This window comes from Rhodoferax sp., assembly GCF_030646845.1.
GTDB lineage: Bacteria > Pseudomonadota > Gammaproteobacteria > Burkholderiales > Burkholderiaceae_C > Rhodoferax.
The window spans coordinates 1-21,630 of sequence record NZ_JAUSLE010000031.1 but is presented as its reverse complement, the minus strand read 5'-3'; the positions used below and the strand labels follow the sequence as shown (position 1 = coordinate 21,630).

At 61.9% G+C, this 21,630-nt stretch carries 20 protein-coding genes; 7 read left to right on the top strand and 13 right to left on the bottom strand.

The window, feature by feature from the left end; genetic code table 11:
* Positions 1 to 34 precede the first annotated feature (34 nt).
* The 4 genes from urtB to urtE are packed head-to-tail and all read left to right on the top strand — an operon-like array spanning position 35 to position 4,255.
* Positions 35 to 1,588 (top strand): urea ABC transporter permease subunit UrtB, encoded by a 1,554-nt coding sequence (gene urtB, locus Q7T10_RS08265; protein ID WP_370653748.1) that lies wholly within the window; start codon positions 35 to 37, stop codon positions 1,586 to 1,588.
* On the top strand, positions 1,585 to 2,676 hold the full coding sequence (gene urtC / locus Q7T10_RS08260; RefSeq protein WP_304747419.1) for an urea ABC transporter permease subunit UrtC: 1,092 nt from the start codon (positions 1,585 to 1,587) through the stop codon (positions 2,674 to 2,676). The genes urtB and urtC overlap by 4 nt, the downstream gene beginning before the upstream one ends.
* Entirely contained in the window at positions 2,673 to 3,554 is an 882-nt protein-coding gene (urtD, locus tag Q7T10_RS08255; RefSeq protein WP_304747418.1) for an urea ABC transporter ATP-binding protein UrtD, read from the top strand. The genes urtC and urtD overlap by 4 nt, the downstream gene beginning before the upstream one ends.
* An 8-nt stretch (positions 3,555 to 3,562) precedes the next feature.
* Complete coding sequence (urtE, locus tag Q7T10_RS08250; protein WP_304747417.1) at positions 3,563 to 4,255, top strand: urea ABC transporter ATP-binding subunit UrtE; 693 nt, start codon at positions 3,563 to 3,565, stop codon at positions 4,253 to 4,255.
* A gap of 36 nt (positions 4,256 to 4,291) precedes the next feature.
* Here the strand turns inward: urtE and Q7T10_RS08245 are convergent, their stop codons facing one another.
* The 10 genes from Q7T10_RS08245 to Q7T10_RS08200 all read right to left on the bottom strand — a co-directional run bounded on the left by Q7T10_RS08245 (position 4,292) and on the right by Q7T10_RS08200 (position 16,635).
* The gene (locus Q7T10_RS08245) at positions 4,292 to 5,953 is read right to left on the bottom strand and encodes a response regulator (RefSeq protein ID WP_304747416.1); all 1,662 of its coding nucleotides are present in this window, start codon (positions 5,951 to 5,953) and stop codon (positions 4,292 to 4,294) included.
* 86 nt (positions 5,954 to 6,039) lie between these two features.
* Positions 6,040 to 6,870: an urease accessory protein UreD gene (locus tag Q7T10_RS08240; RefSeq protein WP_304747415.1), complete on the bottom strand. Its 831-nt coding sequence runs from the start codon at positions 6,868 to 6,870 to the stop codon at positions 6,040 to 6,042.
* Positions 6,871 to 6,894: 24 nt separating this feature from the next.
* Complete coding sequence (locus Q7T10_RS08235) at positions 6,895 to 7,662, bottom strand: ABC transporter permease (protein WP_304747414.1); 768 nt, start codon at positions 7,660 to 7,662, stop codon at positions 6,895 to 6,897.
* A complete protein-coding gene (locus Q7T10_RS08230; RefSeq protein WP_304747413.1) occupies positions 7,659 to 8,495 on the bottom strand; it encodes an ABC transporter ATP-binding protein in 837 nt (278 codons plus the stop codon). Before Q7T10_RS08230 ends, Q7T10_RS08235 begins: the two co-directional genes overlap by 4 nt.
* Positions 8,496 to 8,501: 6 nt before the next feature.
* On the bottom strand, positions 8,502 to 9,533 hold the full coding sequence (locus Q7T10_RS08225) for an ABC transporter substrate-binding protein (RefSeq protein ID WP_304747412.1): 1,032 nt from the start codon (positions 9,531 to 9,533) through the stop codon (positions 8,502 to 8,504).
* 109 nt (positions 9,534 to 9,642) lie between these two features.
* The gene (locus Q7T10_RS08220; RefSeq protein WP_304747411.1) at positions 9,643 to 11,958 is read right to left on the bottom strand and encodes an NADP-dependent malic enzyme; all 2,316 of its coding nucleotides are present in this window, start codon (positions 11,956 to 11,958) and stop codon (positions 9,643 to 9,645) included.
* A 13-nt stretch (positions 11,959 to 11,971) separates the two neighbouring features.
* Entirely contained in the window at positions 11,972 to 13,195 is a 1,224-nt protein-coding gene (locus Q7T10_RS08215) for an ArgE/DapE family deacylase (RefSeq protein WP_304747410.1), read from the bottom strand.
* Between the two features lie 21 nt (positions 13,196 to 13,216).
* The gene (uraD, locus tag Q7T10_RS08210) at positions 13,217 to 14,989 is read right to left on the bottom strand and encodes a 2-oxo-4-hydroxy-4-carboxy-5-ureidoimidazoline decarboxylase (RefSeq protein ID WP_304747409.1); all 1,773 of its coding nucleotides are present in this window, start codon (positions 14,987 to 14,989) and stop codon (positions 13,217 to 13,219) included.
* Between the two features lie 13 nt (positions 14,990 to 15,002).
* A complete protein-coding gene (gene puuE / locus Q7T10_RS08205; RefSeq protein ID WP_304747408.1) occupies positions 15,003 to 15,941 on the bottom strand; it encodes an allantoinase PuuE in 939 nt (312 codons plus the stop codon).
* A 4-nt stretch (positions 15,942 to 15,945) separates the two neighbouring features.
* The gene (locus tag Q7T10_RS08200) at positions 15,946 to 16,635 is read right to left on the bottom strand and encodes a GntR family transcriptional regulator (RefSeq protein WP_304747407.1); all 690 of its coding nucleotides are present in this window, start codon (positions 16,633 to 16,635) and stop codon (positions 15,946 to 15,948) included.
* Between the two features lie 94 nt (positions 16,636 to 16,729).
* Between Q7T10_RS08200 and uraH the strand changes: the two genes are divergently transcribed.
* Complete coding sequence (uraH, locus tag Q7T10_RS08195; RefSeq protein WP_304747406.1) at positions 16,730 to 17,083, top strand: hydroxyisourate hydrolase; 354 nt, start codon at positions 16,730 to 16,732, stop codon at positions 17,081 to 17,083.
* Between the two features lie 16 nt (positions 17,084 to 17,099).
* On the opposite strand, the gene Q7T10_RS08190 is transcribed toward uraH, so the two are convergent.
* Complete coding sequence (locus tag Q7T10_RS08190; protein WP_304747405.1) at positions 17,100 to 17,609, bottom strand: hypothetical protein; 510 nt, start codon at positions 17,607 to 17,609, stop codon at positions 17,100 to 17,102.
* A gap of 130 nt (positions 17,610 to 17,739) precedes the next feature.
* Between Q7T10_RS08190 and xdhC the strand changes: the two genes are divergently transcribed.
* Together xdhC and Q7T10_RS08180 are read left to right on the top strand one after the other, a co-directional pair.
* The gene (gene xdhC / locus Q7T10_RS08185; RefSeq protein ID WP_304747404.1) at positions 17,740 to 18,579 is read left to right on the top strand and encodes a xanthine dehydrogenase accessory protein XdhC; all 840 of its coding nucleotides are present in this window, start codon (positions 17,740 to 17,742) and stop codon (positions 18,577 to 18,579) included.
* Positions 18,579 to 19,820 carry a urate hydroxylase PuuD gene (locus Q7T10_RS08180; RefSeq protein WP_304747403.1) on the top strand — a complete coding sequence of 414 codons (1,242 nt, stop codon included), beginning with the start codon at positions 18,579 to 18,581 and terminating at the stop codon, positions 19,818 to 19,820. The genes xdhC and Q7T10_RS08180 overlap by 1 nt, the downstream gene beginning before the upstream one ends.
* A gap of 71 nt (positions 19,821 to 19,891) precedes the next feature.
* On the opposite strand, the gene Q7T10_RS08175 is transcribed toward Q7T10_RS08180, so the two are convergent.
* Complete coding sequence (locus tag Q7T10_RS08175) at positions 19,892 to 20,917, bottom strand: tripartite tricarboxylate transporter substrate binding protein (RefSeq protein WP_304747402.1); 1,026 nt, start codon at positions 20,915 to 20,917, stop codon at positions 19,892 to 19,894.
* An 89-nt stretch (positions 20,918 to 21,006) separates the two neighbouring features.
* Positions 21,007 to 21,630: FAD-binding oxidoreductase (locus Q7T10_RS08170; RefSeq protein ID WP_304747401.1), on the bottom strand; the 624-nt coding region annotated here is incomplete at its 5' end.

Genomic DNA, 21,630 nt, shown 5'->3' with positions numbered 1-21,630 from the left:
TGTAGTTCCATTTATGCTGATTCGATATTTCCTCATGGCTGCTACGCTATTTATAGCTGGTCATGCATATTCCATAACGGCTACAGAGGCAAGAGCCATTGCATCCGGCGAGTCCGATGCACGCGTTGAGGCTTTGAACAAAGCGATGGTCACGGCTGACGACAAAACGGCTGCGTTTTTGCAGGCCCTCACCGACGACGCAGTGAAAATGGCCGGTGATCAAGTGTTCATCATGAAGGACGGCAAGGGCTTTGACCCCGTGAGCGGCGCCGAAGCCGTGGTGCCTGAGGGTGCCGAAGACGTGATGAACAACAACCGCATGCGCGGCGAGCTGGATTCAGCGCTGGCCGCGCTCAGGCTGTTTTCCAAAGACGATAAGACGCGCATTGCTGCCATCAAGCAGTTGCAGAGCGATGCCGATGAAACCAAGCTGCCGCTGATCGAGAAGGCGTTTGCAGCGGAGCAAAACCCGCAGATCAAGGAGCAACTGGGCCTGGTGCGGGCGGCGGCGCTGCTCAACAGCACCGACAAAACCAGACGCCTGGAAGCCGCCAAATTGCTCAGCAGCAGCACGCAGGCCAACACCAAAACCGTGTTGCTGGCTCGGCTGGCACTGGAGACCGAGCCGGACGTCAAGTCCGCGTTGCAGAACACACTGCACAAGGTGGAGACCGCGCTGGCCTGGGGCGACCGGCTGGGCGCGATCTTCAGCGGCATCAGCCTGGGGTCCATCCTGCTGCTGGTGGCGCTCGGCCTGGCCATCACCTACGGGTTAATGGGCGTGATCAACATGGCGCATGGCGAGCTGATGATGATTGGCGCCTACGCCACCTACGTGGTGCAGGGCCTGTTCCAGAAATATCTGCCGGGCGCGTTTGACTGGTATCTGCTGGCCTCGGTACCGGTGGCCTTCATGGCGTCGGCCCTGATGGGGGCTGCGCTGGAGCGCAGCGTGATCCGCTTTCTGTATGGCCGCCCGCTGGAGACCCTGCTGGCCACCTGGGGCATCAGCCTGATGCTGATGCAGCTGGTGCGCACTTTGTTTGGCGCGCAAAACGTGGGGGTGGAAAATCCCTCGTGGATGAGCGGCGGCGTGCAGGTGCTGGGCAATTTGTCGCTGCCCTACAACCGGCTGGTGATCATCGGCTTCGCCGTATTTGTGCTGCTGGGGGTGGCGTGGCTGATCGGCCGCACACGGCTGGGTCTGTTCGTGCGCGGTGTCACGCAAAACCGCCCGATTGCGGCGTGCATGGGCGTGAACACCGCCCGCATCGACACCTACGCTTTTGCGTTGGGCTCCGGCATTGCGGGGCTGGCGGGCTGCGCCTTGAGTCAGGTGGGCAACGTGGGGCCGGACCTGGGGCAGGGCTACATCGTGGACTCATTCCTGGTGGTGGTGCTGGGTGGCGTGGGGCAGCTGGCGGGCACGGTGTATGCCGCGATGGGCCTGGGGGTGCTGAACAAATTTCTGGAGGGCTGGGCGGGTGCGGTGCTGGCCAAGATTGCCGTGCTGGTGTTCATCATCATCTTCATTCAAAAACGTCCGCAAGGCATCTTTGCCATGAAGGGCCGGAGCGCCGAAGCATGAGCACCCTTGTTCTCCCTTCCAAAAGCCCGGTGCTGTCCGGCAGAGGCTGGAGTGCCTTTGTCGTCGCCCTGATCATGGTGTGCGCCGTGGCGCCGGCCTTGAACCTGCTCGTGCCCGCAGAGAGCCTGTTTCATCTGAGCGACTACGCTGTGGGGCTGGTCGGCAAGATCATGTGCTACGCCATCTGTGCCCTGGCCATGGACCTGATCTGGGGCTATACCGGCATTCTGAGCCTGGGCCACGGCGTGTTTTTTGCACTGGGTGGCTACGCCATGGGCATGTACCTCATGCGCCAGATTGGCACCGATGGCAACTACAAAAGCAATCTCCCGGACTTCATGGTGTTTCTGGACTGGAAGGAGCTGCCCTGGCACTGGACCTTCAGCGACAGCTTTGTTGCGACGCTGTTCCTGGTGGTGGCGGTGCCGGGCCTGGTGGCCTTTGTGTTTGGCTACTTTGCCTTTCGCTCACGCATCAAGGGGGTGTACTTTTCCATCATCACCCAGGCCATGACTTTTGCCGCGATGCTGCTGTTTTTTCGCAATGAGACCGGCTTTGGCGGCAACAACGGCTTCACTGATTTCAAGCGGATTTTGAGCATCCCGATTGCCACGCCGGGCATGCGCATGACGCTGTTTGTGATGACGGGGGTGGCGCTGCTGGGCTTCTTTTTGCTGGCGCGTTGGCTGGTGAGCAGCAAGTTTGGCCGCGTGCTGCAGGCGGTGCGGGATGCGGAGACCCGTGTCATGTTCAGCGGCTACAACCCGATTGGCTACAAGCTCACCATCTGGACTATCTCCGCCATGATGTGCGGCGTGGCCGGTGCGCTGTATGTGCCGCAGGTGGGCATCATCAACCCGAGCGAGATGAGCCCGGCCAATTCGATCGAGATTGCCATCTGGGCCGCGGTCGGCGGCCGCGCCACCCTGATCGGCCCCATCGTTGGCGCCTTCATCGTCAACGGGGCCAAGAGCTGGCTGACGGTGGCCTATCCCGAGTTCTGGCTGTACTTTTTGGGCGCACTGTTCATTGGCGTCACCCTGTTCCTGCCGAGCGGTGTGGTCGGCCTGCTGAGGAGAAAGAAATGACGCCTGATCTGCTGGAGCAGGGCGCCCGCCGGATCGAGGCGCACCGGGCCGCCATGGCGGCCAGGACGGGGCAGACCGAGTCCGGCGGACGCGCCGCGGGCTTCTCCCGCCTGCACACGCCGGGCGAAGTGGATGTGACCCATGGCCGCATCCTCTACCTGGAAGAGGTGAGTGTCAGTTTTGATGGTTTCAAGGCCATCAACAAGCTGTCGCTGGACATTGCACCGGGCGAGCTGCGCTGCATCATCGGGCCCAATGGCGCGGGCAAGACCACCATGATGGACATCATCACCGGCAAGACGCGACCGGATGAGGGCCGGGTGTACTTTGGCAGCACGATTGACCTGCTGCGCTACACCGAACCGGAAATCGCCGGGCTGGGCATCGGCCGCAAGTTCCAGAAGCCCACGGTGTTTGAGCAACTGACGGTGTTCGAGAATCTCGAGTTGGCCCTCAAGACCAACAAGTCGGTGACAGCATCGATGTTCTTCCGGCTGGATTCCGCGCAGAGCGACCGCCTGCTGGATGTGCTGCACACCATTCACCTGGCGGACAGCGTGAGCGCCCAGGCGGGCAACTTGAGCCATGGGCAAAAACAGTGGCTTGAGATTGGCATGCTGTTGATGCAGGACCCCAAGCTGCTGCTGCTGGACGAGCCGGTGGCCGGCATGACCGACGAAGAGACCGAGCGCACGGCCGAGCTGTTTCTCAGCCTCAAAGGCAAGCATTCGCTGATGGTGGTGGAGCACGACATGAGCTTCATCAACACCATCTCGGACATCGTCACCGTGCTGTGTGAGGGCGCGGTGTTGGCGCAGGGAACGCTGGCGCAGGTGCAGGCCGATGAGCGGGTGATTGAGGTCTACCTGGGAAGGTAATGGTGAGCATGCTGAACGTCAAAAACATCAACCAATATTACGGCGGTTCGCACATCCTGCGGGATGTGAGTCTGCAGGCCAGCCTGGGCCGCGTCACCGTCATTCTGGGGCGCAACGGTGTGGGTAAAACCACGTTGCTCAAGAGCCTGATGGGCCTGGTGCCGATCAAGACCGGCAGCATCGAGCTCGATGGCAAGCCGATTCAAAACGCCACGCCGTATGAGCGCGCCCGAGCCGGTATTGGCTTCGTACCGCAGGGCCGTGAAATCTTCGCCCGACTCACGGTGGAAGAAAATTTGCGCATGGGGCTGGCCTACAAGAGCGCGGGCACACCGATACCGCCCGAATTGTTTGACCTGTTTCCAGTGCTCAGGCAAATGCTGCATCGCCGCGGCGGTGATCTGTCGGGCGGGCAGCAACAGCAGCTGGCGATTGCGCGCGCCCTGGCAGCTGCGCCCAAGTTGCTGATGCTGGACGAACCCACCGAGGGGATTCAGCCCAGCATCATCAAAGACATCGGGTGCGTCATCCGCATGCTGGCGGATCGCGGCGACATGGCCATTGTGCTGGTGGAGCAGTACTACGATTTTGCGCAGGAGCTGGCCGATGACTACGTGGTGATGGAGCGCGGCTGCGTGCGCGCCAGTGGCCAGGGCCGGGAGATGGAAGCCGACGGGGTGCGGCAGCTGGTGGCGATTTGAGGGCGATGAACACCCAGGGTCTTGATTGGCCGATTTTCAGGACGCGACGACCGATGCCTTGGCGGACGCGCTGCCCGTGCGCAGGGTCAGCCCGCCCGCCTGGCGCTTTTGCTCACCCAGGGCCGGTTTGGTGCTGATGCTGCAAAAGCGGGTACGCAGGTCCTGCACCATGGCGCCCAGGGTTTGTGCGTCGGCAATCTTGCCGGCATACCGATGCAGCACCAGGTGGGCGGTCTCGATCAGCTTGCCATTGAGAGTGGCGTTGCCATGGAAGGCAAGGTTTTTGACGGCGGCCTGGGGATCGCCGCCCATGCTGAGGGACATGGCATGTTCGGTGATTTTCAGAATCTGCGCGTGGGCTGCCCGGATGCGGGTCGCATAGGGCTCGTGCACGGCAGCTGCACCGGCGAGGAGCTCACACATGGCCCGGCTGGTACAAAAGCGCATACCCAGCGTGTCAACAACCGACTCCACCTCATCCAGCTGAATGGCCTTGTTCGCCAGCTGCGCCATCAGGGCCAGGAGGTTGGAGGCTGATTCGAAATCAAAGTCGGCGGCTTTCACGGAGCGGATCATGGCCCGCACAGCGTCTAGGGCCTGCGCAAACTGGTGTTGTTGAATCGCGGACAGGGCATCCACAATGTCGGCGAGGCGCTGATGACGCGTGCTTTTCAGATTCTTTTCGATCAGGCGGACGAAGTCGTCGCGGCAGCGCTGCAGGCCTTTGCGGTCACCGCTTTCCAGCCGCGTGAATGCCAGCAGCACCAGTGTCTGGCAGTCGAACATTTTCGAGTCCAGCCCGAGCCGTGCAGTGCGGTCGAGTATTTTTTCGGCTTCTAGCCGGTCGCCCGAGTAGTAGGTCATCATGCCCAGATTCTGCAGGCGGCTGATGGATGCCGGCGTGAGCTCGGCCGCCATCTTGTAGGTGGCCATGGCCTGGTCAAATTTGCCGAGTTCAAACTGGGCGCGTCCCATCACGTCGTAGGCGTCAGCGTAGCTGGGGTCTTCGCTGATCAGGTTCTCCAGCGTGCTGGCGGCCACGGCGGTCTGGCCGGAATCCAGCAAGGAGCGCGCCACGCCCAGCTTGGCCCACGGCAGGGTTTTGGCAGCCACGACCGCTTCGTACAGCGTATGGGCCTCTGCATATTTGCCGACACGCAGCAGCAGTTCAGCACCGACGCGGGCGGCATACAGCCAAAACAGGCCCTTCGTCTCAAAGCGGTGAAGACACAGATCGGCAGCCGCCTCAAAGTCTTCTGCTTCAATCGCGGCAAATATTTCCTGTAGCGAGATTTTCCGGATGCGGGCCTGCCGCAGGCGCTCTCCCAACTGGGTGGCTTTGTGCGGTTTGAGCAAATAGCCGTCCAGCGCCGACTCGGCCGCCTCGGCCACCTTGGCGTAGGTCGCCTCGGCCGTCACCATGATGAAGACGGTTGAAAACGGCAGGAGCTGGTTGCGACGCAGATCGTCCAGCAGATCCTGGCCCGACGAGGACTCACCGGCAAAATGCTGCTCGCACAGGACAACGTCAAAGGTCCGGTACTCGAGCTGGCGGCGGGCGTCTGCCAGCCGCGCGCATTGGACGATGACGCCCATCCCGAAATCGCGCAACTGGGACACCAGAATGGAGCGCGAGGTCGGGTTGCTGTCTATGACCAGCGCTTGCGAGGCCGACAAGTCGTCTTCAGGCAATGCCATCAGAACGTCCCCGTCTGCGGAGCAGCAACAGATGCTGCATGGAAAATTTGATCACCTCATGTTGTGCTGATATGAAAATAATAGCACTAGGTCGACCAGATACGGGGACTGGCAGCCGAAAGAGTCCATAAATGCTGACGCCAGCCGGCCCATACGCGGCGCAGCAGATCCATGGCGGGCTCCACCATGGGGGCCAGTACCCTGACCACGATGACCTGTCCGTCCGGGCTGGTGGCGCCCGCCGTGTGGCGCAGGTCATGGGCTTCGATCACTGCCCGGGCCAGGTCCAGCGCGCCCTGACGCCGGGCCCTCTCGATCCTGCTGCCGGCTACAAAGAAGATGGAGGCCAGGCAGCGGTGCCCTGCCAGCCCCAGCGGGCCATTCATCAGTCGATGGTCATCGGCCTGGATGCGGCCGCGCTCCAGCCAGACGCCGGGCACTTCGATGTGCTGCAGGAAGCTCCCCTGGTCAAATGGCTGATGGGCGTGTGGCAGCCCGAGCGCCGTGACATCCCAACCCAGGAACTCCGCTTGCGGTGCCAGGTCCAGTGTGAGGTGGTTTTCGGCGAGGCAGTTGTTGTAGCAGATGGTTTCCAGGGGCAGCCATTCCAGGCGTGCCTGTTCAGTCAATGTGATGTGCGTGCGTTGCAGCGCCGGTTCGCCGCTGGAGCGGTAGAAACGCGTGGCCCCTGGCGTGGTGATCAGGCCGTGGGAAGCATCGCTTGCCGTGATCCGGAGGTCCAGCGTGTCACCGCCCACCAGACCGCCGGGGGGATGCACGAGCACGCTATGGCACACAGCATCGCCCTCGGGGTACAGGCTTTGCAGCACACGAAGCGGCCCATCATGGCGAAACTGGGCAACCGTGCGCCCGGCCCGCAACGCATAGTCAAGCTGGAGCGATGCGTGCCAGGCCATGGATGGACGCGGCCGGCAGGGTACCTACTCGCCCTGGGAGCCGCGATGTGCCCAGGCGGTTGTGTTCTTCTCGATAAAGCTGAACAACTCGTACATGGCCATGGCCATGGCCCCGATCACCACCAGGCCCGCGAAGGCGAGTGGCAGCCGCTGGGACGAGCCCGCCGACTGCATCAGATAGCCAATGCCCGAGTCGCCAGCGGTCATCTCCGCCAGCACGGTGCCGACAAAAGCCAGCGTGATGGCAATTTTGAGGGAGCCAAAAAAATACGGCATGGAACGCGGCAACCCGACCTTCACCAGCACATCCCAGCGTTTGGCCCCCAGCACCCGCAACACATCCTCAAGCTCGGGCTCCAGCGTCGCCAGACCGGTGGCCATGTTGACCGTGATCGGGAAAAACGAAATCAGGAAAGCCGTCAGGATGCCCGGCCCCACGCCAATGCCGAACCAGACAATCAGGATCGGAACCAGCGCAGCCTTGGGCACTGCATTGAACGCCACCAGCAGCGGATACACCGCTGCGTAGGCCAGACGGGATGACCCCACCAGAAAGCCCAGCATCACGCCCACCACAATCGAGATGCCAAAGCCGACCATGGTGACCCAGAAGGTCTTCCAGCCGGCCTCGGCAATGGGTCCGGCAAACTCCGCCATGGCCTGACCGATGGCCAGGGGACTGGGGAAAATGAACTCGGGAATGGCGAATGCCATGCACGCGGACTGCCACAGCAGCAAGAGAATGAGCGCCAGCACAATGGGCGCCCAGCGTTCGGTAGTGTGTCGGCTCATGGTGTGGTGCTCGCCGTTTGCGCGGCCGTGTTTCGAACCGCGCCAATATGGCCACGCAGTTCGTGCACGATGTCGGTGAACTCGCGGGTGTAGGTGATTTCGAGGTCGCGCGGACGCGGCAGCTCGATTTCTTTTCTGACCACAAAGCGGCCCGGGCTTTTGCTCATGACATACACGGTATCCGCCAGAAAGACCGACTCCCGCAGGTCATGCGTGACCAGAATCACATTGAACTTCTGCTCGGTCCACAGGTCGCGCAGGATGCACCACAGCTCTTCGCGCGTGAAGGCGTCCAGCGCGCCAAAAGGCTCATCCAGCAGCAGCATTTTGGGCTCATGAATCAGCGCGCGGCAAATGCTGGCGCGCTGCTGCATGCCGCCCGAAAGCTGCCACGGGAATTTGTCCTCGTAGCCCGCCAGCCCCACTTTTTGCAGCAGCGCGCGGGCCCGCGCCTCAAACTCTTTGCGCTTTGCCTTGAAGTTGCTGCGGTAGGGCTCCACAATTTCCAGCGGCAACAGCACGTTGTCCACCGTCGTACGCCAGGGCAGCAAAGAAGGGGCCTGGAATGCCATTCCCGAAATCTTCAAGGGCCCGGTGACCGGTTGTTCGTCGATCAGAATGCGACCCCGGGATGGCATTTTCAGCCCGGTGGTCAGCTTCATGAACGTGGACTTGCCACAGCCGGACGGTCCCACGATGGCAATGAACTCACCCTCATGCACCTTGAGATCGATGGCCTCTACGGCGAAGTGATTTTGGGCGAGTAATTGCTCGTTGTAAGCCAGCCAGACATCCTGGAAGTCAACAAAGCAGGTTTCAGCGGCGGCCTGCATGCCTGCTTACTTCTTGCCTGGCAGGATGTTGAGCTCGGCGGCGCTGGGCAGGAAAGAGCCATTCCAGACCGCATCGGCGTTGACACGGGTTTTGGTATTGAAGGCATCAGATACCTGGGATGCCATCAAGGTCAGGCGTGGTCCTTTGGCTTGTCCAAATCCCTCGGCGCGGGCGTCCGGGCTGTTCACCACGGTGTCGATGGCGAGTTTCAGGCGGCGCGTTTCCAGCTCAACGTTGATGATGCCGTCGCGCTGGCGCACATAGTCGATGGCGGCTTCGGGCTTGGCGACGACGTCCTTGACGCCCCTGGTGAACGCCGCCAGAAACGCTTTGACGGCCGCCGGATTTTCCTTGAGGATTTTCGGCGTGGCAATGATCACGTTGCCGTAAAGCTTGACGCCATTGTCAGCATAGGGAAACACCACCACATCGGCGGCCTTGACGCCACGGGCTTCCAGGTTCAGCAACGAAGTGAAGGTGAAGCCGGTGATGGCATCGACGTCACCGCGGGCGAGCATGGTCTCACGCAGGGGCGGATCCATGGCGGTCCATTGCACGCCGGTGATGTTGTTGGCCTTTGAAAAAATCGGGAAAGCGCGTCGGCCGGCATCAAAGACGGGGGCGCCGAACTTCTTGCCGCTCAGATCGGCCAGGGTCTTGATGCCCGACTTCTTGAGCACCATGACGGAGGCGGGCGTGTTGTTGTAGACCATCATGATGGCCACCGGTTTGTTGGGTGAGTCCGGGTTGTTGGCATGGAACTCCATGAGCGCCGCCAGGTCGGCAAATCCCATGTCGTAGGTGCCGGAGGCGACCCGCGTCACGGTACCACCCGAGCCATTGCCGGCGTCGATGGTGACGTCCAGTTTGGCGTCCTTGAAGTAGCCCTTGGCCGCAGGCGCCAGGAACAAGGCTGCCGGGCCCTCAAACCGCCAGTCGAGCTGGAATTTGATGGGCGTGTTCTGGGCATGGGCAACACCCAGCCCCGAGGTGATAGCCAAGGCTGCGGTCAGTTTCAGGAGTAGACGTTTGGTCATGGAAAGGCTCCGATGAGGATGAAAAAAATCCGGTTTGGATGAGAATTTATTACGCAATAACTGTGCCAATTATCTGCAGTGAGGCGTCCTGAGGCATCCCCAGTAACCCCTAGCCTGGGCGCTTTTCCCCTTGGGCTGCGTTGGCTACGGCCAGCGCTGTCATGTTGACCACGCGCCGTACCGTGGCGGACGGCGTAAGCACATGGGCAGATGCTGCCGCCCCCAGCAGGATGGGACCCACGGTCACGCCGTGTCCGCCCGTTACCTTGAGCACATTGAAGAGAATGTTGGCGGCGTCCAGGTTGGGGCAGAGCAACACGTTGGCCTCGCCGTGGAGCTTGGTGTCCATCAATGCTGCATGGCGCATGTCTTCCGACAAGGCCGCATCGCCATTCAGTTCGCCATCGCATTCCACATCCGGCGCCAGTTGGCAAAACAGCTCGTGCGCCAGCCGCATTTTGACCGCCGACTTGCGGTTGGATGATCCGTACATGGAGTGTGAGAGAAAGGCGACCTTGGGTGGCAGGCCGAAACGCCTGACTTCGTCGGCGGCCATGACGGCGATGCTGGCCAGCTGTGCGGCGTCCGGGTCTTCATTGACGAAGGTATCCGCAATGAACAGGGTTCGATGCTCGAGCATCAAGGCATTCAATGTCGCAAATCCTGAAGCGCCTGGCCTGACACCAATGATGTCACGAATATGCTCCAGGTGTGTGTCGAAGCGCCCGAGCAGGCCGCACAACATGGCGTCGGCATCGCCGAGCTTGACCATCAAGGCGGCAATGGTGGTGTTGGAGCGGCGCACGGCTGCTTTGGCGGCATCGATGGATACACCGCGCCGGCCCATCAGGCGGTGATAAGTTTCCCAGTATTGGTGAAAGCGCGGATCGTCTTCCGGGTTGACGCACTCCACATCCGCACCCAGCCGTATTCTCAGGCCCGCCTTCGCCAATCGGGCTGCGATCACTGCCGGGCGCCCAATCAGGATCGGGCGGGCCAGGCCTTCGTCCACGGCCACTTGCGCCGCGCGGAGCACCCGTTCGTCTTCGCCTTCGGCATAAGCCACCCGCTTGCTGCCATGCGGCGCGGTTTTTGCAGCCGTGAACACCGGGCGCATGATCATGCCGGTCTGATAGACAAAGCGGGACAACTGCTGGCGGTAGGCCTCCATGTCCCGGATGGGGCGGACTGCCACGCCTGATTCTTCAGCCGCTTTCGCCACGGCAGGCGCAATGCGCAGGATCAGGCGCGAATCGAACGGCGTGGGGATCAGGTAGTCGGGCCCAAAGACCAGCTCCTTGCCGGCATAGGCGGTGGCGACTTCTTCGCTGATGTCGGCTTTGGCCAGATCGGCAATTTGCCGCACACAGGCCAGTTTCATGGCCTCAGTGATCTTGGTGGCGCCGCAGTCCAGCGCGCCCCTGAAGATGTAGGGAAAGCAGAGGACGTTGTTCACCTGGTTCGGGTAGTCGGAGCGTCCGGTGGCGATGATGCAATCCGGCCGCACCGCTTTCGCCAGCTCCGGACGAATTTCGGGTTCCGGGTTGGCCAGCGCCAGGATGATGGGTTTGACCGCCATCGTTTTGACCATGTCCTGCGTCAACACACCCGCGGCCGAGCAGCCCAGGAAGACGTCGGCACCGTTGACGACGTCCGCCAGCGTACGCCATTCGGTCTTTTGCGCGTAACGGGTTTTAGAATCGTCAAAACCGCCCGCCCGACCTTCATAGATAACTCCTTTGGAATCACACACATAGACGTTCTCGCGTCGCACGCCCAGGCCCACCATGACGTCCAGACAGGCGAGGGCGGCCGCGCCGGCGCCAGAGACGGCGACGCGCACACTCTCGATGGACTTGCCCACCAGTTCCAGACCATTGAGCAGGGCGGCGCTGGAGATGATGGCGGTGCCGTGCTGGTCGTCATGAAACACCGGTATGTTCATGCGCTCCCGCAATTTCCTCTCGATGTAGAAGCACTCGGGCGCCTTGATGTCTTCCAGGTTGATGCCACCCAGCGTGGGCTCCATGGCGGCAATCATGTCCACCAGTTTGTCTGGATCGCGCTCGGCCAGCTCGATGTCGAACACATCAATGCCGGCAAATTTTTTGAACAGGCAGCCCTTGCCTTCCATCACGGGTTTGGCGGCGAGCGGGCCGATGTCACCCAGCCCCAGCACGGCTGTGCCGTTCGTGATCACACCCACCAGATTGCCGCGCGAGGTGTATTCCGCCGCCAGCGAGGGGTCGGCTTCAATGTCCAGGCACGGGTAGGCCACGCCGGGCGAATAAGCCAGGGACAGGTCGCGCTGGTTGGAGAGTGGCTTGGTGGGTGTGACTGAGATCTTGCCGCGCATCGGCAGGCGGTGGTATTCGCGGGCTGCTTCCCGGAGGGCATTTTCTGCGGGGGAGAGTTCCTTGGCCATTTGATTCTCCTGATTAAGTGAGCAAGTCCTTCAAGGTGCGGGCGATGACTTTGGTCGCCCGGCGGAGGTCTTCCAGATCGAGCCGCTCGTCCGCGCGCTTGGCATGCGACTCCAGCACGGTGCGCGGCCCGGCGCCGTAAATGACACCGGGAATTCCCGCCTCGCAAAACAGGCGAACGTCGGTGTACAAGGGGGTTCCCAGCGCTGGAATCTCTTCGCCAAACATGGCCAGGCCGTGCTTTTGAATGGCGTCGACCAGGGGTTTGTTGCCCGGCAGAGGTTGCATGGCGTTGGCAAGCAGAATGCGTTTGATGTCCACGGTGACGCCCGGTTTTTGCGCAGCCGCGTCGTTGATGATCTGGCGTAAGGTGGCTTCAACCTGCGCCGGGTTTTCTTCCGGGATCATGCGCCGGTCCAGCTTGAAAGTGACGCGACCCGGAATCACGTTGGTGTTGGTGCCGCCTTCAATCATGCCGACGTTGAGGTAAGGATGGGTAATGCCTTCGACCGTGGAGCGCACCTGTTTGTACAGCGTGTTCTGCGCGTACAGGGCATTGAGGATGTGCACTGCGGCCTGCAAGGCATCCACCCCTGACTCGGGAATGGCGGCATGCGCCATTTGCCCATGCACGGTGACTTCCATTTGCAGGCAGCCGTTGTGCGCCGTGATGACCTGGTAGCTGAAGCCTGCGGCAATCATCAGGTCGGGCTTGATGATCTGGTGCGCAAGCAGCCACGCGGGCCCGACTTCGCCGCCAAACTCTTCGTCATAGGTAAAGAGCAATTCGACGCTGCCCGCCTTCGGCTGGGCCACCGCCTCGAGCGCACGCACCGCAAAGGTATAGGTCGAGAAGTCACACTTGCTCACGGCTGAGGCGCGGCCATAGATCTTGCCGTCTTCGATCTCGCCGCCGTAGGGGTCTTTGGTCCAGCCTTCGCCGGGGGGCACCACATCGCCATGCGCATTGAGGAGCACGGTCTTGCCCGGCCCGTATTTGCGGCGCACGAGCAGATTGGTGATGCTCTCCAGGCCTGCCGCGTGGACTGCGGCCGCAGGCACCGGGTGTTTTTCAGCGTCCAGTCCAAGCCCGTGCAGCAGTTCGGCTGTTCGCTCGGCGTGGGGGGCATTGTTGCCAGGCGGTGTGTCGGTGGGGACGCGGATCAGTTCCTGCAAAAAGCGGACCTGTTCATCAAAGTGCGCGTCAATCCAGGCGTCGAGTTGTTCGTAGGTGTTCATGAAAAACCAGGTATTTGAAAATCAGGACTCGGAGGCGAGCTGGTCAAGCAGCAGCGAAAACGCTTGCACTGCCAATTGCATGTCATCGCCGGTGGTGCTCTCCAGCGGGTTGTGGCTGATGCCAGCGTTTTGCCCGCGCACAAACAGCATGGCCTGCGGCATGACCTCATGCAACTTCATGGCATCGTGGCCGGCACCGCTGGGCATGCGGTGAAGCGGTACCCCCAGGGTGCTGAGTGCCTGTTCCCAACGTTGCTGGCATTGCGGTGCGCTCGGCGCGGCGGCGGCGCGCATGGTTTCTTCCAGCGTGTGGCGAACCTTGCGACGTTCGCAGATCGCTTCCAACTCTGTTAGGACGTCATTCACCATGGCGTCCCGCTGGGCATCGGTCGGCGCCCGCATGTCCAGTGTGAACTGGCAACGTCCCGGCACCACGTTGGTGGAGCCATTGGGCACCAGCAGCTGTCCCACGGTGGCCACGGAGTCGCCGTCCCGCAGGGCCCGCTTTTCGGCAAAAAGTAACACTTCAGCAACGGCGGCAGCGGCATCGCTGCGCCGGTCCATGGGTGTGGTGCCGGCGTGGCAGGCGGTGCCGATGACTTCAGCGAGGTAACGCACGCCGCCATTGATGGAAGTGACCACGCCCAGGGGAAGGTCCAGTTCGTTGAGGACGGGGCCCTGTTCAATGTGGACTTCAACAAAGCCCAGGTAGTCTGCGGCGTTGCGTGTCAATTTGGTGATGTCGTCGATAGGCAGGCCTGCCCCGGTCATGGCCTCACGCAAGGTGATGCCATCGGCATCTTTTTGATCCAGCCATGCGGTATTGAACTGGCCGATGAGTGCGCCAGAGCCGAGGAAGGTCGCCTTGAAGCGTTGTCCCTCTTCCTCGGCAAAGGCAAGCACTTCAAGGTGAAACGGCAGACGTTTGCCTTGGGCATGCAGTTCGCGCACACAGGCCAGGGGAACAAAAATGCCCAGGCGGCCATCGTACTTGCCACCGTTTCGTACCGTGTCGTAATGCGATCCCGTCAGCAGGGTGCGGGCCTCCTTGTTGCCGGAGCGGTATCGACCGACGACGTTGCCGACTGCATCAAGGCTGACCTCATCAAAACCACAGTCCCGCATCTGGGCGTGGATCTGCGCGGCGCACGCGCGGTGCGCCTCAGTCAGGTAAGTGACGGTCAGTTGTCCCTTCTCCCGGTAGCCCGGATCACTGAATTGCGCCAGCTCTTCATGCCAGTCCCAGACCATGTTGCCCACCGTGGGTGCGACACCGAACTTGTCGTTCAGGCGAAGCTCGGCAATGCGATGGATGTTGCGCAGGCACTCCGCGCGTTCAAAATCGGGATGGCCCTGCAGACGGCGCTCAAACGTGTCGATGATTTCCTGGCGGGACAAACCTGTTCCGCGGGGTCCGCGCACCGCGAGAATGAAAGGGAATCCAAACTTTTCGTTGTAAGCCGCATTGAGCTGCTGGATTTTTTCAAATTCAGCCGGGCTGCACTGGGTCAAGCCGGCCTTGTTCTGCTCCAGGGCAGATTCAGCGGTCAGGGACTGGCTGACCATCGCCTTGCCCGCCAGTTCGGGATGCGCCCGGATGAGCGCCAGTTGGGCGTCGGGCCCGGACCCGGCGACCACGCGCGCCATGGCGTGCTTCATGTGCGCCAGGGATGCAAACGGCCGTGCGGTCAGCGCTTGCTGTGCAATCCAGGGCGAGTGCTCATACAAACCCTCCAGCAGCTTCGCCGCCTCCCCGATGGGTGCGTCATTGAGTTGATCGAGGGTAATGCTCATGTTCGGTCTCGCGTCAGTCCTGGTAGGGGTGGGTGCTTTTCCAGTGCCGGGCAATGTCGACGCGCCGACAGACCCACACCCGATCATGTTTTTCGATGTGATCGAGGAAGCGCTGCAGTGCCACGATGCGCCCCGGGCGACCCAGCAGCCGGCAGTGCATGCCGACGCTCATCATGCGCGGTGATTCGGCGCCTTCCGCGTACAGCACATCGAAGCTGTCCTTGAGGTACTGGAAGAAGGGGTCGGCGTGGGAGTAGCCCTGCGGCAGTGCAAAGCGCATGTCGTTGCAGTCCAGCGTGTAGGGCACGATCAGTTGCGGTACCACCTCACCATCGGTTTTCTTGACCTTCATCCAGAATGGCAGGTCGTCCCCGTAGTAATCGCTGTCGTATTCAAAGCCACCGTAGTCAGCGACCAGGCGGCGCGTGTTCGGACTGTCGCGCCCGGTGTACCAGCCCAGGGCGCGTTCACCGGTCAGGCGGGCAATGATCTCCATGCCGATACGCATGTCTTCGCGCTCGGTGGCCTCGTCAACATTCTGGTAGCTGACCCAGCGCCACCCATGGCAGGCGATCTCATGCCCCAGGTCTTTCAGCGCATGCACCAGTTCCGGGTGACGCTCCAGCGCCATGCTGACGCCGAACACGGTCAATGGCAGTTGTCGCTTCTCGAACTCCCGCAGGATGCGCCACACGCCCGCGCGCGAGCCGTATTCGTAGATGCCCTCCATGCTGATGTGGCGATCCGGAAAGCTTGGCGGATTGAACATCTCGGACAGGAATTGCTCGGACCCGGCATCGCCGTGCAGCACGCTGTTTTCGCCGCCTTCTTCGTAGTTCAGGACAAACTGCACCGCCACACGGGCCTGGCCCGGCCACTGCGCGTCGGGTGGCTTGGGCCCGTAGCCGGTCAGGTCGCGGGGATAGGGGAGTGTGCTGTCGTAGTGGTTCATGGATTCAGGACAGTGGCAGGCAAATATCGTTGCCGGGGACCGTGTTGTCAAACGTCAGGTTGGCCTCGACGTTTTTCAGGTGTTCGTCCATCAGCCGAACAGCCCGGGCTTCGTCTCTGGCGGCCAGCGCTTTCACAATGCCCGCGTGTTCTTCGTTGGAGTGTTCGGCCGCGCTGGCGGACTGGTACATCAAGGTAATCAGCGAGCAGCGCGAGATCAGGTCGACCAGCATTTGGGCCAGCACATCATTGCCCATCAGTTCAGCCATGCGCACATGAAAGTCCCCCAGCAGTTCGGTACGGCCGGGCACGTCGTCAAGCGCCACGGCCGACTTTTCCATGGCCACATGCTCTTTGAGTGCCTTGATCCTGGCCGGCGTGACTTCCCGCACGAATGCCCGCGTCATTTCCGCTTCCAGCATGCGTCGCACGGCGAAGACCTGTTTCGCCTCCGCCACGGACGGGGTGGCCACGAACGCGCCGCGAGCCGGTTCCAGACGGATCAGGCGGTTTTGCGAGAGCTGGAACAGCGCCTGCCTGACCAGGGTGCGGGACACGCCGAACTGGTCCGCCAGTTTTTGTTCGGAAAGTTTGACGCCGGGCGCAAGGCGGTGCTCAACGATGGCTTTCGTCAATGCGTCGACGATCAGACTGGTCGCGGAACTGGTGGAAGAACTGGGAGGTGGGGGCGCCATAACGGCATGATAGCCTCAATCCAAAAAAGTGTATACACTTTCAGCCTACCGTCGCACTTGTCAGATTGGCGGTTGTCACGACAGAGGACACACCATGGGTTTGAGCACACACGTACTGGACACGATGCACGGCACACCTGCGGCGGGCATGCAGGTTGCGCTGTATGCGACCGACGGCGAGACGGCGACACTGGTGAGGCAATTCGTGCTCAACCAGGATGGACGCAACCCGGATGGATTGCTGATTGATAACGAGAGTCTCAAGCGCGGCACCTACCGGCTTGTTTTTGATGTGTCTGGTTATTTCAGGATGCGCGGTGTCCCGCTGGAGGAACCGAATTTCCTGGGCAAGGTGCGCATTGATTTTGGCATCGCCCGTGCTGACCAGCACTACCACGTGCCCCTGCTGGTCAGCCCCTGGAGTTACTCCACCTACCGTGGTTCGTGACCCATTGCGAATGCGCTCACAGTTGCCCTTCGGTCAGCGTGTCCAGCTGGAAACGGCCACTCTTGTGCCACAGCCAGGTGTCGGTGTAGGTCACACGGCCCATGCGCGCAGGAACCGGGTAGGGCGCGGCGAGTCGGACAGTTCGTTCGATCTCGGCGACGACCTCGGGTGCGTGGCTGGGCGCCCGCATCCAGTTGGTGCTGGTGACACGGCCTTTGCCATCGACTTCAACCTGCAATACGCCAATGGCGTAGAGCAGGGGGGGCATCTGGCCCTTGAAAATTCGGTGCGCATTTTGCCCGTAGAGATGAGTGGCCGCGTCGCGGCGGTAATCGCGGGGATTCGTGGCGCCAGAGACATGGGTCGCGGGCGCCGTGGTGTGGCTTGATACTGGCGGCGGCGGTGCCGCAGGAACCGGCGCTGCCGGTACCGATGGCGGCGCGGATGTGCAGCCGGCCATGATGGCGGCAACGCCGACGGAGGTGGCTGCCAGCAGAGTGTGGCGGAGTCTGGGTAGGTAGTTCATGCGGCGTCTCCAGGGCGGACTGGTGTTTTTTGGTTGACGATCAGCTGCGTCGGGCAGGCCTCAGGGGCACACTTTGCCCGAATTGATGCGTTTTGGGGAAGCATTTTGGGTTTCAAAAGGTAACGGTAGTGTGACTACAACGGATATTTTTTTCAGGCGCCTGGTCGAGGAGGATGCCATTTTGATCACGGTGCACGCGTCACGGGGCTCGGTGCCGCGCGATAAAGGTGCCTGGATGGCGGTATTTGGCCAGCACACGGTGGGCACCATTGGCGGCGGTCACCTTGAGTACCAGGCCATCACGGAAGCCCGCCAGCGCTTGTCCGGTGGTGCCGGCGAACCGGTATTGCGTTATGCCCTGGGTCCGGCCTTGGGCCAATGCTGTGGTGGAGAGGTTCAGCTGCGGTTTGAGCCGGTCGCAGCGGCGGACAGCGACGCGCTGCGAGCGCGTCTGGTGCTGACGCGTTACCCGGTGGCCTTGTTTGGCGGGGGCCACGTCGGTCATGCGCTGGTGCGTGTGCTGGGCGATCTGCCCTTGCAGGTCAGCTGGGTCGACAGCCGCGACGAGATTTTTCCGGCAGACCTGCCCTCCAATGTCAGCTGCGAGCATTCCGACCCGGTGCAGGCGGCGGTGAATTCCCTGGCCAGCGGCTCGCGCGTGCTGATCATGAGCTTCAGCCATGCCGAGGATCTGGATGTGGTGGCGGCCTGTCTCATGCGCCAGCGCCTGCAGGCAGACTTGCCGTATGTGGGTCTGATAGGCAGCCAGACCAAGTGGGCCACTTTTCGGCGCCGGCTCGAAGGCCGGGGCTTCACGCCGCAGGAGTTGGCGCATATCACCTGCCCCATCGGGGTGCCGGGGATTGCCGGCAAGGAACCCGCGGTGATTGCGGTCGCTGTGGCGGCACAAATATTGCAGACATTGCCAGCGCCTGACGAGAATCGCAGGCATGAACAAGGTGAACACTGATGGAAAGCTACTATCTCGACTGGGCCAACCTGCTGCTGCGCTGGGTCCACGTCATCACGGCCATTGCCTGGATCGGTTCGTCGTTCTATTTTGTTTTTCTGGACAGCAGCCTCACGCCGCCGGTCGACGAAGACCTTAAAAGGCAGGGCGTCAGCGGCGAGTTGTGGGCCGTGCACGGCGGCGGCTTCTACCACCCGGTCAAATTCAACGTGTCGCCGCCACAGCTCCCCAGTCACCTGCACTGGTTTTATTGGGAGAGCTACAGCACCTGGTTGTCGGGCTTCGCGCTGTTTACCGTGTCCTACCTCTGGAGCGCCAGCACCTACCTGATTGACAAATCGCGCATGGACTGGGCACCCGCCACGGCCATCGCGGTGGCGCTGTCGTTCCTGGTTGTGTTCTGGCTGCTGTACGACCTCGTGTGCCGGGTTTTTGGTCAGCGCAAGCATGGTGATGCCATCGTGGGCGCCCTGGTGTTCGTATTGGTGTGTGTAGCCTCATGGCTGGCCTGCCACTGGTTTGCGGGGCGCGCGGCCTTTTTGCTGGTGGGCGCCATGCTCGCCACCACCATGAGCGCCAGTGTGTTCTTCTGGATCATCCCGGGGCAGAAGAAGGTGGTGGCCGCCATCAAGGCGGGCGAGCCGGTGGACGCCATCCACGGCAAACGCGGCAAGCAGCGCAGCGTGCACAACACCTATTTCACCTTGCCCGTGCTGTTTGCCATGCTCAGCGGCCATTACAGTTTTACCTACAGTCACCCGCAGAACTGGCTGGTGCTGATTCTGATGATGTTTGCCGGTGCAGCGATTCGCCAGTTTTTTGTGATGCGTCACGGCTACAAGCTGGGTCGCAATGGCAATCCGCTGCCGTATGCACTGGTGGGACTGGCGGCCATCGTGGCCGTGATCGTCTGGCTCAGGCCGGAGCCGGTACTGGCGGCCAATGGTGTTGCTATGAATTCAATAGCTGGTAACGCATATTCTACGGGGACTACAGGCCAAAATAGCTATAAAGAGTTGCAGGCGGTGCTGGCCCAGCGCTGCGCCATGTGCCATGGCGAAGAGGTGCAGATGAAGAATGTCCGGCTGGACTCACCGGCCAACGTCAAGACCCACGCACAGAACATTTACCAGCAAGTTGTGGTGACGAAGCTGATGCCCATGAACAACGCCACCCACATCACCGATGCCGAGCGGCTGCTTGTCAAGCAGTGGTTCGAGGCCGGGGCCAGGACCGACTGACATCTGGACACTGCCTGTCCGCCGGTCCTGCTATCCCAGTACCAACTGCCGATACGCGCCAGGCAACTGCATCAGTCGACCCGGGCGCCGGTGGCCTTCACCAGCTTCTCATACTTGGCGCGCTCGCCTTTCATGAAGGCGCCAAACTCGTCCGGTGTGGTCGGCACCGGTTCGGCCAGCAGCGTGGCAAAACGCGTTTTGGTCTCCGGCGCGTTGAGTGCTCCCACAAAGGCCTGATTGAGCCGGGCCACCACATCCCTGGGTGTGGCTGCGGGCGCTACCAGGCCCCACCAGGTGTCGATGGCAAAGCCCTTCAGGGTGTCCGCCATGGGTGGCGTATCGGGCAGGGCGCCCGTCCGGGTCAGCGTGGTCACGGCAATGGCCTTGAGTTTGCCGGAGCGTATGTTGGGCGCTGCGGTGGCCAGGTTGTCAAAGTTGAAATCGACCTGGCCGCTCAGCAGCGCCAGCTGGGCCGGGTTGCCGCCGTTGTACGGAATGTGCAGCGCAAAAATGCCGGCCCGCGCCTTGAACATCTCGCCGGCCAGGTGGCCTGCGCTGCCGTTGCCGCCGCTGGCGTAATTGAGCTTGGCCGGGTTGGCTTTTGCGTAGCTGATCAGGTCGGCCAGGGTATTGATGTTCAGGCGCCGCGCCGTGTCGGCGTTCATCACCAGCACGTTGGGTACCCGCACCATTTGCGTGATGGGCGCGAAATCGGTCGCCGCGTTGTAGGGCATTTTGCTGAAAAGCCACGGGTTGATGGCGTGCGTGGCCACCGCTGCTATGCCTACCGTGAGCCCGTCGGGCGCGGCCTTGGCGACCGCATCCACGCCGATGTTGCCGCCCGCGCCGGGCCGATTTTCAATGATCACGGTGCCGAGCGTGTCCTTCACGCCTTCGGCCATCAGGCGTGCGGTCACATCGATCGGGCCGCCGGGCGCGTAGGGCACGATGAGGCGCATGACCTTGCTGGCGGGCGCTGCGGTCTGCGCTGCGGCGGGCGCTGCCAGGGTCGCGGTGAAGGCGCCCAGCACCAGCGCGCTGGCGGTGACCAGCGATGCAAGGCTGAAAATCTGGCGCGTGGCCGGTTGAGGATGCATCATGATATTTATAGGAAAAGTGCCGCTGGCGCTTTAACAGCAGGCGTCAGCAGCTATGGTTTCAGGCGTTTTGGCGAGAGGAACCCGCGTTATGCCGCCTGGGCCTTGTCGGCTTCGGTGGTGAACGAGTCGGCAAAAAATTCTTCAGCGGGCAAGCCTGCCAGCGCGCTGTAGTCGGCCCTGGCCGACTCCACCACCACCGGCGCGCCGCAGGCATAGACCTGGTGGGCCGACAGGTCGGGCAAATCCTGCAGCACCGCCTGGTGCACAAAACCGGTCCGGCCGGTCCAGTCGTCTTCGGGCAAGGCGTTGGAGATCACCGGGATGTAGGTCAGCTGGGGCATTTCGGCCACTTTGGCCAGCACCCAGTCGTTCATGTACAAATCCTGCGGGCGGCGGCCGCCCCAGTAGAGCACGGCGGGGCGCGTGATGCCCTTGAACTGCATGTGCTCGATCAGTGCCTTGAGGGGCGCAAAGCCCGTGCCCGACGCCAGCAGCACCAGCGGCTTGTCGCTGTCCTCGCGCAGAAAGAAGCTGCCGTAAGGCCCTTCGATCCGCAAGATGTCTTTTTCCTTCATGGCGCTAAACACCTGGTCGGTGAACTTGCCGCCCGGCATGTGGCGAATGTGCAGCTCGGCCCCGGGCTGCTCGGCCTGGGTGTGCGGTGCGTTGGCCATCGAATAGGCGCGGCGGTCGCCGTCCCGCAGCAAAAA